Source organism: Paenibacillus sp. Y412MC10, assembly GCF_000024685.1.
Taxonomy (GTDB): Bacteria; Bacillota; Bacilli; order Paenibacillales; family Paenibacillaceae; genus Paenibacillus_AQ; species Paenibacillus_AQ lautus_A.
In genome coordinates this window covers 6,275,571-6,291,419 of the sequence record NC_013406.1, presented here as the reverse complement: position 1 = coordinate 6,291,419, position 15,849 = coordinate 6,275,571, and the positions used below count along the sequence as shown (strand labels likewise).

At 52.9% G+C, this 15,849-nt stretch carries 10 protein-coding genes; 8 read left to right on the top strand and 2 right to left on the bottom strand.

Annotated features, from left to right (window positions below; translation table 11 throughout):
• Nucleotides 1–597 precede the first annotated feature (597 nt).
• The 5 genes from GYMC10_RS27790 to GYMC10_RS27770 all read left to right on the top strand — a co-directional run bounded on the left by GYMC10_RS27790 (nt 598) and on the right by GYMC10_RS27770 (nt 8,956).
• Nucleotides 598–1,560: an ABC transporter permease gene (locus GYMC10_RS27790; protein WP_009592813.1), complete on the top strand. Its 963-nt coding sequence runs from the start codon at nt 598–600 to the stop codon at nt 1,558–1,560.
• 15 nt (nt 1,561–1,575) lie between these two features.
• Entirely contained in the window at nt 1,576–2,484 is a 909-nt protein-coding gene (locus GYMC10_RS27785) for a carbohydrate ABC transporter permease (protein WP_009592812.1), read from the top strand.
• A gap of 77 nt (nt 2,485–2,561) precedes the next feature.
• Nucleotides 2,562–4,274: an ABC transporter substrate-binding protein gene (locus GYMC10_RS27780; protein ID WP_015737530.1), complete on the top strand. Its 1,713-nt coding sequence runs from the start codon at nt 2,562–2,564 to the stop codon at nt 4,272–4,274.
• A gap of 170 nt (nt 4,275–4,444) precedes the next feature.
• On the top strand, nt 4,445–6,844 hold the full coding sequence (locus tag GYMC10_RS27775) for a glycosyl hydrolase family 95 catalytic domain-containing protein (protein ID WP_015737529.1): 2,400 nt from the start codon (nt 4,445–4,447) through the stop codon (nt 6,842–6,844).
• 78 nt (nt 6,845–6,922) lie between these two features.
• Nucleotides 6,923–8,956 (top strand): beta-galactosidase, encoded by a 2,034-nt coding sequence (locus GYMC10_RS27770; protein WP_015737528.1) that lies wholly within the window; start codon nt 6,923–6,925, stop codon nt 8,954–8,956.
• Between the two features lie 171 nt (nt 8,957–9,127).
• On the opposite strand, the gene GYMC10_RS27765 is transcribed toward GYMC10_RS27770, so the two are convergent.
• Together GYMC10_RS27765 and GYMC10_RS27760 are read right to left on the bottom strand one after the other, a co-directional pair.
• Nucleotides 9,128–10,765: a response regulator gene (locus GYMC10_RS27765; protein ID WP_015737526.1), complete on the bottom strand. Its 1,638-nt coding sequence runs from the start codon at nt 10,763–10,765 to the stop codon at nt 9,128–9,130.
• Nucleotides 10,743–12,587, bottom strand: a complete 1,845-nt coding sequence (locus GYMC10_RS27760) for a sensor histidine kinase (protein WP_144374280.1) — start codon at nt 12,585–12,587, stop codon at nt 10,743–10,745. The genes GYMC10_RS27765 and GYMC10_RS27760 overlap by 23 nt, the downstream gene beginning before the upstream one ends.
• Before the next feature lie 124 nt (nt 12,588–12,711).
• On the opposite strand from GYMC10_RS27760, the gene GYMC10_RS27755 reads away from it, so the two are divergent.
• The 3 genes from GYMC10_RS27755 (at nt 12,712) to GYMC10_RS27745 (ending at nt 15,790) form a co-directional block, all read left to right on the top strand.
• Nucleotides 12,712–13,593 (top strand): carbohydrate ABC transporter permease, encoded by an 882-nt coding sequence (locus GYMC10_RS27755; RefSeq protein WP_009594044.1) that lies wholly within the window; start codon nt 12,712–12,714, stop codon nt 13,591–13,593.
• On the top strand, nt 13,593–14,432 hold the full coding sequence (locus GYMC10_RS27750; RefSeq protein WP_015737524.1) for a carbohydrate ABC transporter permease: 840 nt from the start codon (nt 13,593–13,595) through the stop codon (nt 14,430–14,432). The genes GYMC10_RS27755 and GYMC10_RS27750 overlap by 1 nt, the downstream gene beginning before the upstream one ends.
• 71 nt (nt 14,433–14,503) lie before the next feature.
• Nucleotides 14,504–15,790: an ABC transporter substrate-binding protein gene (locus GYMC10_RS27745; RefSeq protein WP_015737523.1), complete on the top strand. Its 1,287-nt coding sequence runs from the start codon at nt 14,504–14,506 to the stop codon at nt 15,788–15,790.
• The last annotated feature ends 59 nt before the right edge of the window (nt 15,791–15,849 follow it).

Genomic DNA, 15,849 nt, shown 5'->3' with positions numbered 1-15,849 from the left:
TTTAGCCGTGCCGTAACGCGGATTCGCACAACGTGATCGAGCCATGGATGCGGCACCGAGGTCATAAAGCCTATCATGACCAGAGCATCACATGAGGGAACCGCGGGAGCTGGCGCACAGCAAATAGGGTGCAAGCAGCTCCGCGCCGTCTGATGCCGTATTTAATGGTTAATGATAGTTTCTCCAATAGCGTTCACTTACCTTACAACTAGACTACACATAAGTACTTCCATATCGCTACCCTATAAGACGCGACTAAGGTACGCGTCTTTTTGTTTTCCCCTTTCCTTCCCCAAGGCATTAGCGGGGAATCCAAATGCTGCGAAGCAAAGAGCGGAGGGGCCGGAATCGTATCGGAGAAGCGCCAGCGCTCGCCTTTAAAGCCGGGAAACAAACCTTACCCTATCATCCGAGGTTTCCCGGGTTTAACAGCGATCGGAGATACGATCCGGACACGGAGCGGCCATAGTTGTTTTCGAGCATTCTTTTCTCCCTGTGTAATGTCTAATTTTTATATGATTTTTAAGCCAATCCTTCGGGTACTTCACCGCCCCAGCTTGGTTTATCATCAGGATATACAAGAGAGGAGGGGTTGGTTTGAAAGCGGTAACAAAAACGGAAAGCAGCATCCAACCTGCCGCAAAGAAAAAGAAAGGCTTTTGGACCACTTTCAAAGAGCAGAAAGTACTGTACGGAATGTCGCTTCCATTCATCGTCATTGTATTCATCTTCAGTTATTTGCCGGTGTGGGGCTGGCTGATGGCATTCCAGAATTACAAGCCGGGCAAAGGGATATTCGAGCAAAAATGGGTGGGCCTGGACCATTTCGCAGCACTTTTCGCGGACGATAAGTTTTATCTGGTGTTGCGAAATACACTCGCCATGAGTTTCATGGGATTGATCGTTGGATTCACGATTCCGATCCTATTCGCAGTCTTGTTGAATGAGCTTCGTGGAAGCGTATTCAAGAGGACCGTACAGACGATATCTTATCTGCCGCATTTTGTGTCCTGGGTCGTAGTCGCCGGTATCGTGACCAAAATGCTGTCCACGGATGGAGGCGCTGTCAATCAGCTGCTGATGTGGCTGGGGCTCATTGATCAGCCGATACAGTTCATGGCTCAGGGGAACCTGTTCTGGTACATCGTAACGGGCTCCGATATATGGAAGGAAATGGGCTGGAGCGCGATCATTTATTTGGCAGCGATTACAGGGATTGATCAGGAGCAGTTCGAAGCAGCCAAGGTTGACGGCGCGAGCCGGATTCGCCAAATATGGCACATTACGCTGCCGAGCATCGCCCCTACGATTGCTATCCTGCTGATCATGTCCATCGGTCATTTGATCAGCATCGGTTTCGAGAAGCAGTTCCTGCTGGGTAATCCGCTGGTGGTGGATTATTCCGAGGTGCTTGACCTGTATGCGCTGAATTATGGACTTGGCATGGGACGTTTTTCATTCGGTACGGCCATCGGAATGTTCAACTCGGTCGTAAGCATCATCCTGCTGCTGCTAGCCAACGGCGTGTTCAAAAAATTCACGAAGCAATCGATTATGTAAGGGGAGGGAAACAGCATGGCACGAACCAAAGCAGCATTCAAGCCCTCGCTCTCCGATCGGGTGTTTGATATCGCGAATTTTACCATCATGGCACTGGTCATGATTGTCACACTCTACCCGTTCCTGAACGTTCTGGCGATATCGCTGAACGATTCCGTTGATACGGTGCGCGGGGGAATCTACATCTGGCCGAGGGAGTTCACGCTGGATAACTACGTGCAGATTTTTAAATACGACGGCTTGGTCACCGGGGCCAAAAACACGATTCTCCGTACGCTTGCAGGGACCTTTCTGGGCTTGCTCAGCGGCACGATGCTGGGCTACGTCCTCAGCAGGGTAGATTTTCAGGGAAGAAAGTTCATGTCGACCTTTCTTGCGCTGACGATGTATTTCTCCGGCGGAATGATTCCGGTGTTCATCCTGATCCGCGACCTGAACATGATGAATTCGTTTCTGGTCTACATCATTCCGGGCATGGTGAGCGCGTTTAACGTATTCGTCATCCGGTCTTTCATCGACAGCCTGCCGTACTCGCTGCAGGAATCGGCAAAGCTTGACGGGGCCAACGATTTTACGATCTATTACAAAATCATTCTTCCGCTCTGTAAGCCCGTGTTGGCTACCATCGCCCTGTTCCTGGCTGTCGGGCAGTGGAACTCTTGGCTCGATACGTATCTTTACAACGGCAACGCACCCCATCTCACCACGCTCCAATTCGAGCTGATGAAAGTGCTGCAGAGCACCCAAGGGCAAACCAGCGGCATGATGACCGGGCAGAATATGGCCGAGATCGTGAAGCAGGTGTCGCCGGAGTCGATCAAAATGGCAATCACGATCGTGGTAACGGTTCCAATATTGCTCGTGTATCCGTTCCTGCAGCGGTATTTTGTGAAAGGTATGACGCTTGGAGCGGTAAAAAGCTAGGCGCATGTAACGGTATCAGCAGGCACAACGTCCTGTTATACGATAGATGATCAAAAATCGATTTAGGGGGTATAGCAATGAAACATAAGAAGAGATTGTCGCTCCTGCTCGCGATCATGATGATGGCTACATTCGTTCTGGCGGCGTGCGGCAACGGCGACAGCAACAATAGCGCAAACGGCAGCGATGAGGGCAGCGGCGGAAGCGATACGCAGCAGGAAGAGAAGCTCGAGCCGATCACCATGACGTATTACAGCGCGGATTCCAATGCGAACTGGGCCAACATGCAGGATGCGGTCGGGAAGAAGCTGACCGAGAAGACCGGCATTACGATCCAAGCCGAATATGCGGTGGACGGCTCTAATCAGAAGCTTCCGCTGATGGTGGCGAGCGGGGAGTACCCTGACTTGGTATTTGCCAAGGGGGACGCCAATCTGTTCGTGGATTCCGGGGCGTTTATCGATCTGACGGATCTGATCGAAGAGCATGCGCCAAACATCAAGAAGGTGTACGGAGAATATATGAGTCGCCTGAAATGGAGCAACGAGGATGAGGCCATCTATGTCCTTCCGACGCTTGCGGCAGTGGATCATCAGGCACTCGATGCCGGCGGCACGTTCCAGATCCAGCATGAGGTGCTGAAAGAACTCGGATACCCTGAGCTGAAAACGGTGAAGGATTATGAGAAAGCGCTGAAAGACTATGCCGAGAAACACCCGACCATTGACGGTCAGCCGACGATTCCGCTGACGTTAAATGCGGACGGATGGAGAATCATGATCTCGGTAACGAACCCGGCGTTTATCGCGACAGGCGTATCGGATGACGGTGAGTACTATATCGACCCGGAAACAACCGAGGCGAAGCTTCATTACAAGCGGCCGGAAGAGAAGGAATACTTCCGCTGGCTGAATCATATGAACGCCGAGGGCTTGTTGGATAAAGAAACGTTCGTGCAGAAGACGGACCAATACGAAGCGAAAATTTCCTCCGGCCGCGTCCTTGGCGTCATTGATCAGGAGTGGGGCTTCGGCAATGCAACGAACGCACTGAGAACTGCCGGCAAGGAAAACCGCACCTATGCGAGATTCCCGATCCAGCTGGATGAGTCCACGAAGGATGCAACGTTCCAAGACACGGGTTACGTCGCCGGATGGGGCGTAGGCATTACGACATCCGCCAAGGATCCGGTTCGAATCATCAAGTTCCTGGATTATCTGGCTTCCGAAGAAGGGCAAGTTTTGATGAATTGGGGTATTGAAGGCGAGCATTACAACGTGGTGGACGGCAAGCGAGTTATTCCTGAAGACGTCCAAGAGCGTAAAACCTATGACAACGCCAACTTCACGAAGGAAACAGGAATCGGCTTGTACAATGCGATGTTCCCTCGTTACGGCGACGGCGTGAAGGATTCGACGGATAACTATTACACGACGAACTTCCCGGAGACGATCATCGAGAATTATACGCCGGCCGCGAAGGAAACGCTGAAAGCGTACGGCGCGGAAATGTGGAAAGACCTGTGGCCGAAACAAGAGGAATTTGATGTGAAGCCGTGGGGCGTTGCTTACAACATTCCGGTACCGAGCGACTCCAATATCAATATCACGTACAAAAAGGTGGAAGAGATTACCCGGAAGCGGATTCCGGAAGTCATTCTTGCCGATCCGGCGAAATTCGATGCACTGTATGACCAGTTCATCAAAGAACTGAATGATGCCGGCGCCGAGAAAATGGAGCAGGAATACACCCAATTGGTACGCGAACGCGTGGAACTCTGGAATAATTAAGGTAGAGGCGAATCGAAGGGGCCGGCAATATGCGGCCTCTTTTGCCGCTATTCAAGGCAGGCTGCTGTTATAATCGCAGACCTCGATTTATTAGAAGAAATACAACCATAGATGAAGGATTTCAGGTGCTCTTCGAGAAGACCTTTATAAATCATTGGACATAAGGGGGGATTACGCTGTATTCAGCAGAGCATAGGAACACAACCCTGTGGTACCGGAAGCCTGCGGCCAAGTGGGAAGAAGCGCTTCCGCTTGGAAACGGCCGCCTTGGCGCCATGGTGTTCGGAGGCGTGCAGGAAGAATGCATGCAATGGAACGAAGATACGCTCTGGTCCGGCTTTCCCCGGGACACGAATAATTACGAGGCTCTCCGGTATCTGGCAAAGGCGAGGGAACTGATTGCGTCCGGCAAGTATGCTGAAGCGGAACAGTTGATCGAGGGCAGGATGGTTGGCAGAAATACGGAGTCCTTTTTGCCGCTGGGAGATCTGTTGATCCGACAGTCGGGAATAGGGGATTCATGCTCGGAATACAGGCGCGAACTGAACCTGGATATGGGGATTGCTTCCACTCGTTTTCAAGGTGGCGGCTCCAATCATATTTTCAGCAGGGATATGTTCATCAGTGCGGTTGACCAGGTCGGGGTTATCCGTTATGAATGCTCGGGGAGCGGATCCATCCAATTGGAGATCGGGTTACGTTCACCGCTTCAGCATCGCACACGTACAGAGGAAGACGGGACGCTGGTGTTGCATGGGCATGCTCCGACTCATATTGCTGATAATTACAGGGGCGATCATCCTGGGTCGGTGCTTTATGAGGATGGGCTGGGCATTCGGTACGAAATGAGGCTGCTGGCCTTGACGGACAGCGGTCAGGTGACGGTCGATGACAGCGGCATGCGCATTTGCGCGGCAGGCTCGGTTACGCTGCTGATTGCGGCTGCTACGAATTTTGAAGGCTTCGATCGTTCTCCGGGTTCTGGCGGTACCGATCCGTCCGGCATATGCAGGGAGAGACTTCAGGACGCCATGCGGCATGGTTTTGAACAATTGCGCTCACGGCACGTCCAGGACCATCAAGCCTTGTTCAGACGCGTGGAGCTTCAGCTTGGCCGTCCAGAGAATGAGCGTTCCATAGCAGCTTTAGCCACCGACGAGCGGATGGAAGCGTACCGGGAGGGACGGGAGGATTCTGCGCTCGAAGCGCTGATGTTTCAATTCGGAAGATATTTGCTCATTGCCAGCTCCCGGCCGGGTACACAGCCCGCCCATCTGCAGGGTATATGGAATCCCCATGTCCAGCCGCCATGGAACAGCGATTACACAACGAATATCAATACCGAGATGAATTATTGGCCGGCGGAAACGACGCGTCTGAACGAGTGCCACGAGCCGCTAATCCAAATGATCCGGGAGCTTAGCGTAAGCGGTGCCCGGACCGCGAAGATTCACTATGGCGCCCGTGGATGGGTCGCCCATCATAACGTGGATTTATGGCGAATGGCCAGTCCGAGCGATGGCAGAGCCATGTGGGCCTTCTGGCCAATGGGTGGTGCTTGGCTGTGCCGGCATCTATGGGAGCGTTACCAATTCCAACCGGATCTTGAATACTTGCGGGAAACGGCGTATCCGCTGATGCGTGGAGCCGCTTTGTTTTGCCTGGATTTGCTGATTGAAGACGGGGAAGGGCATCTGGTGACCAGCCCATCGACATCGCCGGAGAATCAGTTTCTTACCGCGGAAGGTCTGCCTTGCAGCGTGTCGGCAGGCTCGACCATGGATATGGCCATCATTCGCGATTTATTCCATAACTGCATCGAAGCTTCGCAGCTGTTGGAGCAAGATGATGAACTGCGGGAGGAATGGAAAGCAGCGGTCGCGCGCCTGCTGCCTTACGCCATCGATGACGAGGGCAGGCTCATGGAATGGAGCAAGCCGTATCCGGAAGCGGAGCCCGGACATCGGCACGTATCCCATTTGTACGGATTGTACCCCGGCTCTGATATTACCCTCCAAGATACGCCGCAGCTTGCGGAAGCCGCTTATCGCACGCTTATGTCGCGCATCGATCACGGAGGGGGGCATACGGGCTGGAGCTGCGTATGGCTGATTAACCTGTTTGCCCGACTGCAGCAGCCGGACAAGGCTTATGTTTATGTCCGGACCCTGATTTCCCGCTCCATGCACCCCAATCTGCTCGGGGACCATCCCCCGTTCCAGATCGATGCGAATTTTGGAGGCAGCGCCGGACTTGTAGAAATGCTGCTCCAGAGTCATTTGGATGCCATTCAGCTGCTGCCGGCGCTGCCGAAAGCGTGGGCGGAAGGCTCCGTGCGGGGATTGAAGGCCCGCGGAGGATTTATCGTGGATATGGAATGGAAGGACGGCATTCTTGCGTCCGCAAGCATAACCTCTACGCATGGCCGGATCTGCAGAATTCAATATTCCGAGCCTCTCGCCGTTCTAAGGGAAGACGGGAGCGTTGTGACGACGGGAGATCGGCTTTCTTTTGAGACGGTGAGCGGCATGACCTACCAGATTGCATTGGCTGCCATGAAGGCATTGTGAATAAGGGCTAATCTCGAGCATGGCTGGATGAACGATAACCGGATACGAATTGATGAAGGCTAAAGGAGCTGAATGCTGATGATTAACGAAAAGCTGCCGAAAATGTGGTACGGCGGGGATTATAATCCCGAGCAGTGGGATGCGGAAGCGTGGAAGGAAGATGACCGCATGTTTAAGCTGGCGGGCATCGATGTAGCCACCATAAATGTATTCTCCTGGGCTTTGAGTCAGCCGAATGAGGATACGTACGATTTTGCTTGGATGGACGAGACGATTGACCGGCTGTACCGGAACGGGGTGTATATCTGTTTGGCAACGAGCACGGGAGCCCATCCGGCCTGGATGGCGCGCAAATACCCGGATGTGCTGCGCGTCGACTACGAGGGCCGCAAACGCAAATTCGGCGGACGCCATAACTCCTGTCCGAACAGCCCCACCTACCGAAAATACGCCAAAATCATGGCAGGCAAGCTGGCGGAACGCTATAAGGATCATCCGGCCGTCCTGATCTGGCACGTATCGAACGAATATGGCGGGTACTGCTACTGCGACAATTGCGCCGCGGCATTCCGGACTTGGCTCGAGCAGCGATATGGCACGCTGGATGCCGTAAACAAGGCATGGAATACCCGCTTCTGGGGCCACACCTTCTATGACTGGGAGGACATCGTCGTTCCTAACGCTTTAAGCGAGGAGTGGTCCGGCAACCGGACGAATTTCCAAGGCATATCCCTGGATTACCGCCGTTTTCAGTCCGACAGCCTGCTGGACTGCTACAAGCTGGAGCGGGATGAATTGAAGCGGATCACGCCGGATATACCGGTGACCACGAATCTTATGGGTTTTTATCCGGAACTGGACTATTTCAAATGGGCCAAGGAGATGGATGTCGTATCCTGGGACAACTATCCGTCGCTGGATACCCCGTACAGCTATACCGCCATGGCGCATGCCCTGATGCGGGGGCTTAAGGGCGGTCAGCCCTTTATGCTGATGGAGCAGACGCCGAGCGTTCAGAACTGGCAGCCGTATAACTCGGCCAAGCGCCCTGGGGTAATGCGATTGTGGAGCTACCAAGCGGTCGCCCACGGCGCGGATACGGTGATGTTCTTCCAACTGCGCCGTTCGATCGGAGCCTGCGAGAAGTATCACGGCGCGGTCATCGAGCATGTCGGACATGAACATACCCGCGTATTCCGCGAGTGCGCCGAGCTGGGCAAGGAGCTGCAGCAGCTGGGAGACCGGATCCTGGATGCCCGTTCCGACGCCAAAGTCGCGATCATCTACGACTGGGAGAACCGGTGGGGCATTGACCTGTCGAGCGGTCCGAGCGTCGCCCTCAATTACGTGAACGAGGTGCATAAATATTACGATGCCCTGCACCGGCTGCATATTCAGACCGATATGATCAGCGTCGAAGAGGACTTCCGGAAGTATGACGTTGTCATCGCGCCGGTGATGTATATGGCAAAACTGGGATTTGCAGAACGCGTGGAGGCCTTTGTATCGCAAGGCGGCACCTTTGTGACGACCTTCTTCAGCGGCATTGTGAACGAGAATGATCTTGTGACGCTTGGCGGTTATCCGGGCGAGCTGCGCAACGTCATGGGAATTTGGGCCGAGGAGATTGATGCGCTGCTTCCTGGCCAGCAGAATCAGATGGTAATGCGGGGCCGGAAGGGCCAGCTGGAAGGCACCTACGACTGCGGCATTCTGTGCGACGTGATCCATGCCGAGGGAGCAGAGGTCGTTGCCGAATACGGCTCGGACTACTATCAAGGCATGCCATCGTTGACCGTGAACGCATTCGGACAAGGGAAGGCCTGGTATGTGGCCACGAGCCCGGAGCCTAAATTCCTGCGAGATTTGATGCAATCGATATGCAGCGACCATGGCATTGAGCCTGTTCTGAACGCTCCCGAAGGCGTTGAGGTGACAAAGCGGGTGAAGGAGGGCGCGGAGTTTACTTTTGTGCTCAATCACATGCCCGAGCGCAAATCCGTGTCCTTGGATGGGGAAACCTATGTTGACCTGCTGACAGGGGAGGAGTTTCGGGATACCTGCGAAGTGCCGGCACGAGGCGTGATGATATTAGAGAAGCGGTTGGGATAGAGATAAAATAAGGGCTTTCCAAGAAGAGTGAATAGCTTGGAGCGCTCTCAACAAAAAGCAGAGAAGGCGGGGACTCCGGCCTTCTCTGCTTTATTTTTAATCTGAAGCTTATCCTCTTGATCCCACAACCACTCCATCACAACCGACCCAGGGTGTCGACCGCTGCCCATTCTAAGCTTCCTTCTCGTGCAGCTTTCGGAATTCCTTGGGAGAAATGCCCTCTTGTTTCTTAAAAACAAGACTGAAATATTTTTCGTTCTTAAAGCCGACCATCTCGGAAATCGCGGCCATTTTCAGCCCCGGATTTTGCAGGAGGATTTTGGCCTTCGAGATGCGGATCCGGTTCAGATGCTCGGGGATATTAATCCCGTGCTTCTGCTTGAATTTGCGGGAGATATACTCCCGGCTGACGTGAAACCGGTTTGCAATATCGTACAGAGACACGTCGTTCTGATAGTTTTGCTCGATAAACGCCGTAATGTCGTAGATCAGGTCCTGCCCCGTCTGCTTCTGGGACTGCAGCGCCGAGGCCAGCAGGCTCATTAATTGATCCCAATACTGCTGCCATTCTGCCAGGGAGCATACATATTTGTCCGGGCTTGGCCGCTCGATGGTGGCGCTTTCCTCTTTGTACAATTTCAACAAAGCCTCAGACGACGGGTTCGCGGTTTCATGAATGACGTGATTGGCGAACCGATCAATTTCGCGGTCCCATCGCTCCAGAAGCTCCGGCGTGAGAACGCCGCTTTTTCGGATGGCGGCAAGGAACGAATCGACGGCCTCGCCAATGGGAGCAGGCTGACCGCTAAGCACAGCGAGCTTCCAGGTATCCTCGAACCCGCTGAACTGGACGCCCCGATGATGATCCATTCCGGATCGTCGCAGCTGCTCGGCATCGTGGATGAAATGGTTCAGGACCGTTAAATCACGCGAACGCAGGGCATTCGAGCATTGGGCATAGAGCTCGGGAACGTCTACCGGATATTTGCCTTCCGGACTTATGCCAAAATGCATCTGGCGCGACAGCGTCCGAAACATCCCGCTATTGATCTCTTGAAGCAGCGTAGGGACCGTGGCGAGTTGTTCCCACAATAAGAGAACCAGTTGATGCGGCGATCCGAATGGACGGAAAGCAATCCCGATCCGGTCCTTTTGCAGAAATTCATTGCAAATATTCAACAGGGCGAACATCAGCAGATCCTGATGATGGCCGAAGCGGCTGTACAGCACATGATCCGACTTGTCGATTTGCATGACGGCCAGGCGTATTGCGTTGGTCTGCGCCGGCACGATGCCTTCATCCCTGAGGCGGTTAACCACCTGGGAATGGGCGCTCCTGTCATCGATAAGGCTGGATAACAGCTTCTCCGAATAGACCGGCCGGTACTCGTTCACCTGAACATGCTGCTGCCGCGCCGCAAGGCGTTCTTGTTCCTCCGCCATCCAGGCCGCGGTCGCCTTGGCGACCGCTTGGTTGATGACGTCCTCCTCGATGGGTTTCAGGATATAATCCGTGCCGCTGTACCAGATGGTGTTGCGCACGAATTCGAAATCGTCATGCCCGCTGATGACGATGAATTTGATGTCCGGGTAATGCTTGTGAATCCATTCCATGAGATCCACGCCGTTTTTGAGGGGCATCAGCATGTCCATCAGCACAAGATGGGGCCGAAACGCCGGGATCAGCTCCATCGCCTCCAGCCCGTTGGCCGCTTCCTCTATATCGGTAATCCCGTGCGCTTCCCACTGGACCAGCAGGCGGATGGCTTTGCGCACGCGAGACTCGTCATCCACGATCAATGCCTTCATCCGTTTCACCTTCCACATTTATAGTCAGCACTACACGAAAGCCGTGCGGCTGGTTGTTTTCGATGTTGAATTTGGATTTTCCACGATAGTACAGCCTCAGCCTCGTCATGATGTTGATAAGTCCGATTCCGCTGCTGTCTTCCGTCTCCAGCTCGGACACAACCTGAAGCTGTTCCAGATCCAACTCTTCCATCCGAAGCAAATGCTCCTGAAGGGTTTGGAACGGCTCCTCCTGCATCCCGTTTCCGTTATCTTCGACCGTGATCTGCACGATCGAGGCCGATAGGCGCCGGCTTGTGAGCGCAATGAAATTGTCTTGCTCCAAGGGGTTCATGCCATGCTTGAAAAAGTTCTCGATCAGCGGCTGAACCAGCATCTTCGGAATCAACACCTGCAGAGTCGACTCATCCACATCGTAACGGAAGTCGAACTGATTCTCAAATCGTTCCTTCTGCAGTTCCACGTAATCCTTGATATGATCGAGCTCCGTGGCCAGCGTGACCGGCTTGTCGGTATTGTACATGCTGTATCTCATCATCCGGGCCAGAGCGGAGATCAGGGAGTATATCCTCTTCATGCCATGCTCCAGCGCAAGGGTGCCGATGGTCTGCAGCGCATTGTTCATGAAATGCGGATTCACCTGCGCCTGCAGCGCCCGGAGCTGGTTAGTCCGGTTCGCCAGCTTCAGCTTGTATTCCTGCAGGATGAGGTTGTTGATCGTATCCATCATGCTGCCGAACCTGCGATGGAGGGCTCCGATTTCGTCTTTGCGATTGGAGGAGATATCCACGGTCATTCGTCCGCTTTTGACCTGGCTCATGAGGCCAACCAATTCGCGGATCGGGGCCGTGATATAGACCGAAATCCAGATCGTGGCGGCGATGATGAGAATAAGGGACACGCCGATCAGCAAAATATTGACGAAGGCAGCTTTGTCCGCGCTGCTTAAAATATAGGAGGAAGGAATCTCCTTGATCATCGTCCAGTCGCTGACCGACGTCTTGATATTGTTATATAAATAGATTTTGTTGTTATACTCGAAATGGCCTTCCTTCTTGCCGGATTGCTTGATGCTGGCGTACCAATCCGCCTGGACTTGTTGTCCCAGCATTTCGTCATCGCCGGAATACATGATATACCCGTCTTCATTGGCAATGTACAGCTGTTCATGATCAGGTTGGAACAGCTGGCCGCTGATCCGGCTCAGGAAATCCATGTCCAGATCGATGGCGAGAATGCCCAATCGTTCGGTTGAAGGGACCCGTTCAATGACCCGGTACATCGTGAATACTTGTTGATCGGCTTCATAGGGATAAGCTAACTGAAACCCGTACGTATGAAGGGGATGCGGCGGCTGAAGGACCACCGTATCGTTACGAAGATCGGGAATCTCGGGATAGAGGTTGACCTCGCTTGTTTTTCTGGCGATATCCTGCGCGAATAACGTGGCTTCCCGTTTGCCGTCGACGTAAAGATAGACCTGCCTGGAGCCGCTGATGGCTTTTTGAATGGATTGCAGCGTGGCGGATTGCCTGCCGCTGGCGTTGATGTTCTCATGACTGTAATAGAGGCTGCGGAAAAAATCCGGATCCGAGTAGACCGTAAGGGAACTACGGTTCATCTCTTCCAAATAACTCTCCAAATTTAACCGTCCCTGATAGAGAAGATTCATATTCTCAACAACGGCCCGTTCCTTGAGCGAGTTCGTTGTCATGACATAACTGATGATCATGGAAATGGTGGTCGGAATGATGGTCGCCATGATCATGAAGGTAATCAGTTTGGTGCGGATGCTGTTCCAGTTCCAGTTCAATATTTTCACCGCCGATCAATTTTCTATACCAATTAGTTCACATCCTATGGTAGTCCCAAGGTCTTCATCTTAGCATAATTAAATCATAGAGAAATGGATAGAGAAACGATAGGACAAGCGGAGGGGGATTAACATGAACAGCAAGAGAACGGCTGCTTTGACTCAGCAGTTGGTTTATATCGGACCCGCGCTGCTGTTTTTCGGTATTACGATCATTATCCCATTTGTGATGGGGATGTATTACTCGTTTACCGACTGGAATGGCGTTTCCGGGAACGTCGAATGGGTCGGGCTGGACAATTTCAAACAGATTTTCACAAATGACAGCGCATTCGCCCAATCCTTCTGGTTCACCACCAAATTTACGATCGTCGGGGTGCTTCTCACGAATTTGGTCGGATTCTTCCTGGCCTACTTCTTAACGAAAAACATTCGGGCGCGCAATTGGCTGCGGACGATATTCTTCATGCCGAACGTGATCGGCGGATTGCTGCTCGGCTTCATCTGGCAGTTTATCTTCATAAAAGGCTTTGCAACCGTTGGCGAAGCGACGGGAATTCCGTTTTTTAATCTTCCGTGGCTGGGAGACGAAGTAACCGGCTTCTGGGGCATCATCATGGTATTCGTATGGCAGTCGTCAGGCTATCTGATGGTCATCTACATCGCCTCCATTACGAACGTGTCCAAGGAAGTCATGGAAGCTGCCGAGATTGATGGGGCCAACCGGTTCCAAGTGCTCAAGAGCATCATCGTTCCGCTTATTATGCCGGCGGTTACCGTATGTTTGTTCCTGGCGATTTCCTGGTCCTTCAAAATGTTCGACCTGAACCTATCGCTGACTAAGGGCGGACCTTACCGTTCCACGGAATCGCTGGCAATGAACGTGTACAACGAGGCGTTCCTGAACAACCGGTACGGTCTCGGGACGGCCAAGTCCTTGATCTTCTTCCTGGTCGTCGCCGTCATTACGCTCATTCAAGTCCGTTTAACGAAGCAGAAGGAGGTTGAAGCTTAATGAGATCGAAGAAACCTCCCATGTCGGCCTCCACGATCGTATTGCAGATTGTGATGGTCATTGTTGCCTTGATCTTCTTGGCACCGTTCTACTTCCTGCTGGTAAACTCGGTCAAATCGCTGGGCGATATTATGGTCGACGCGGCCAACTGGCCAACGGCCTTTCACTTTGACAACTACAGCAAGGCTTGGGAAATGACCCGCTTTCCGGAAGCATTCACGAACTCCATCATCATTACGGTCATCAGCAATCTGATCATAGCCCTGCTGAGCGCGATGGCAGCTTACCGGATGGTCCGGTCCAATACGAGATTCAATCGAATCGTGTTCATGCTGTTCGTATCGGCCATGGTCATTCCGTTCCAATCCATTATGATTCCATTGCTGCAGGTCATTAACTTTCTAGGCGTCAACAACAGCATCGTGGGTCTGATTCTCAGTTATCTCGGACTCGGCATCCCGCTGTCGGTCTTCCTGTTCCACGGTTTCGTGAAAGGCATTCCGCTGGAGATCGAAGAGGCCGCCACGGTCGACGGCGCTTCTCCGTTCAGGGTATTTGCCCGCATCGTTATGCCGATGCTGAAACCTATGATGGTAACGGTCATCATCCTGAACTGCCTGTGGGTCTGGAACGACTATCTGCTGCCATCCTTGATCCTGCAAAGTCCGGAACTGCGGACGATTCCGCTTGCGACCTTTGCGTTCTTCGGGCAGTATTCGAAGCAGTGGGATATGGCGCTGCCGGCGCTCGTGCTGGGCATTACGCCGATCATCATCTTCTTCCTGTCACTGCAGAAGTACATCGTTGAGGGCGTCGCTGCCGGCTCCGTTAAGGGGTAAGGGCAGCGGGCGCCTCGCCCATAACCGGTTTTTCCATCTTTATATATAATCATTATCAGGGGGTAGTAAAGATGAACAAAATGAAATTATCACTCGTGATGCTGCTGGCTTTCTCGCTGCTGCTTGCAGCTTGCGGCGGCAAGTCGGAAGAAGGCCAGGGCGGAAGCTCGAATGGAGCTTCCGGCGAAGTCAAAACGGTCAAGATTTTTCAATTCAAAACCGAGATCGTGGACGGCTTGAATGAGCTTAAAGTCGAATTCGAGAAGGAATACCCGAACATCAAGCTGGATATTCAAACGGTAGGCGGCGGCGCTGACTATGGTGCTGCATTGAAAACCAAATTCGCATCCAACGATGCGCCGGATATTTTCTCCAATGGCGGCGACGCCGAGATGGAGATGTGGATCGACCGTCTCGAGGATCTGTCCGATCAGCCTTGGGTGAACGATCTGGTCGACATGGCGAAAGAGCCGATGACCAAAGACGGTAAAGTATACGGCATGCCGATGAACCTTGAAGGATGGGGTTACATCTACAATAAGGATTTGTTTGAGCAGGCCGGCATTACCGAGCTTCCAAAAACATATACTCAGCTGGCAGATGCCGCGAAGAAGCTGGAAGCCGCAGGCATAACTCCTTTTGCGAACGCTTACCAGGAATGGTGGTTGATCGGCAACCAGGGCATTAACCCGGCATTCGCCCAGCAGGATGACCCGAATGCGTTTATCCAGGGCTTGAACGACGGCACGCAAAAATTCGTGGGCAATGGGAAGTTCGAAGAGTGGACCAAGCTGATGCAGCTGACATTGGACCACGGCAACAAGAACCCGCTGACCACCGACTACAATACGGCCATTTCCCTGCTGGCTACAGGTAAAGCGGCCATGATGCAGAACGGGAACTGGGCTCAAACCGAGATCGATGCCATCAATCCGGATCTGAATCTCGGCTACCTGCCGATGCCGCTTGGCGACAATGCGGAGCAAAACGACAAGCTGAACGTCGGCGTACCTGCGAACCTGGTCATTAACAAAGATTCCGCGTCGAAGGAAGAAGCGAAGATCTTCCTGAACTGGTTTGTCACATCCGATATCGGCAAAGAGTACATCGTGAAAAAATTCAAATTCATCCCGGCCTTGAAGACCATCGAAGCAACGCCTGAGGATATGGGCGATTTGGGTTCGGCCGTATGGGAGTACGTGCAGGCAGGCAAAGTGCTGCCAAGACAATCCGCGAAGTTCCCGGACGGCGCGGCACAGGAATTCTCCGGCGCGATGCAGGCATTCTTCGCCGGCAAATCCGATACGAACAAAATGCTTGAAGATATGCAGACATCCTGGGATAGCTTGAGCAAGTAAGGAGCCATGCAAAATTTAAGTTAGCAGACCGTTCATAAGAGGTATGATCCCTTGTCCGA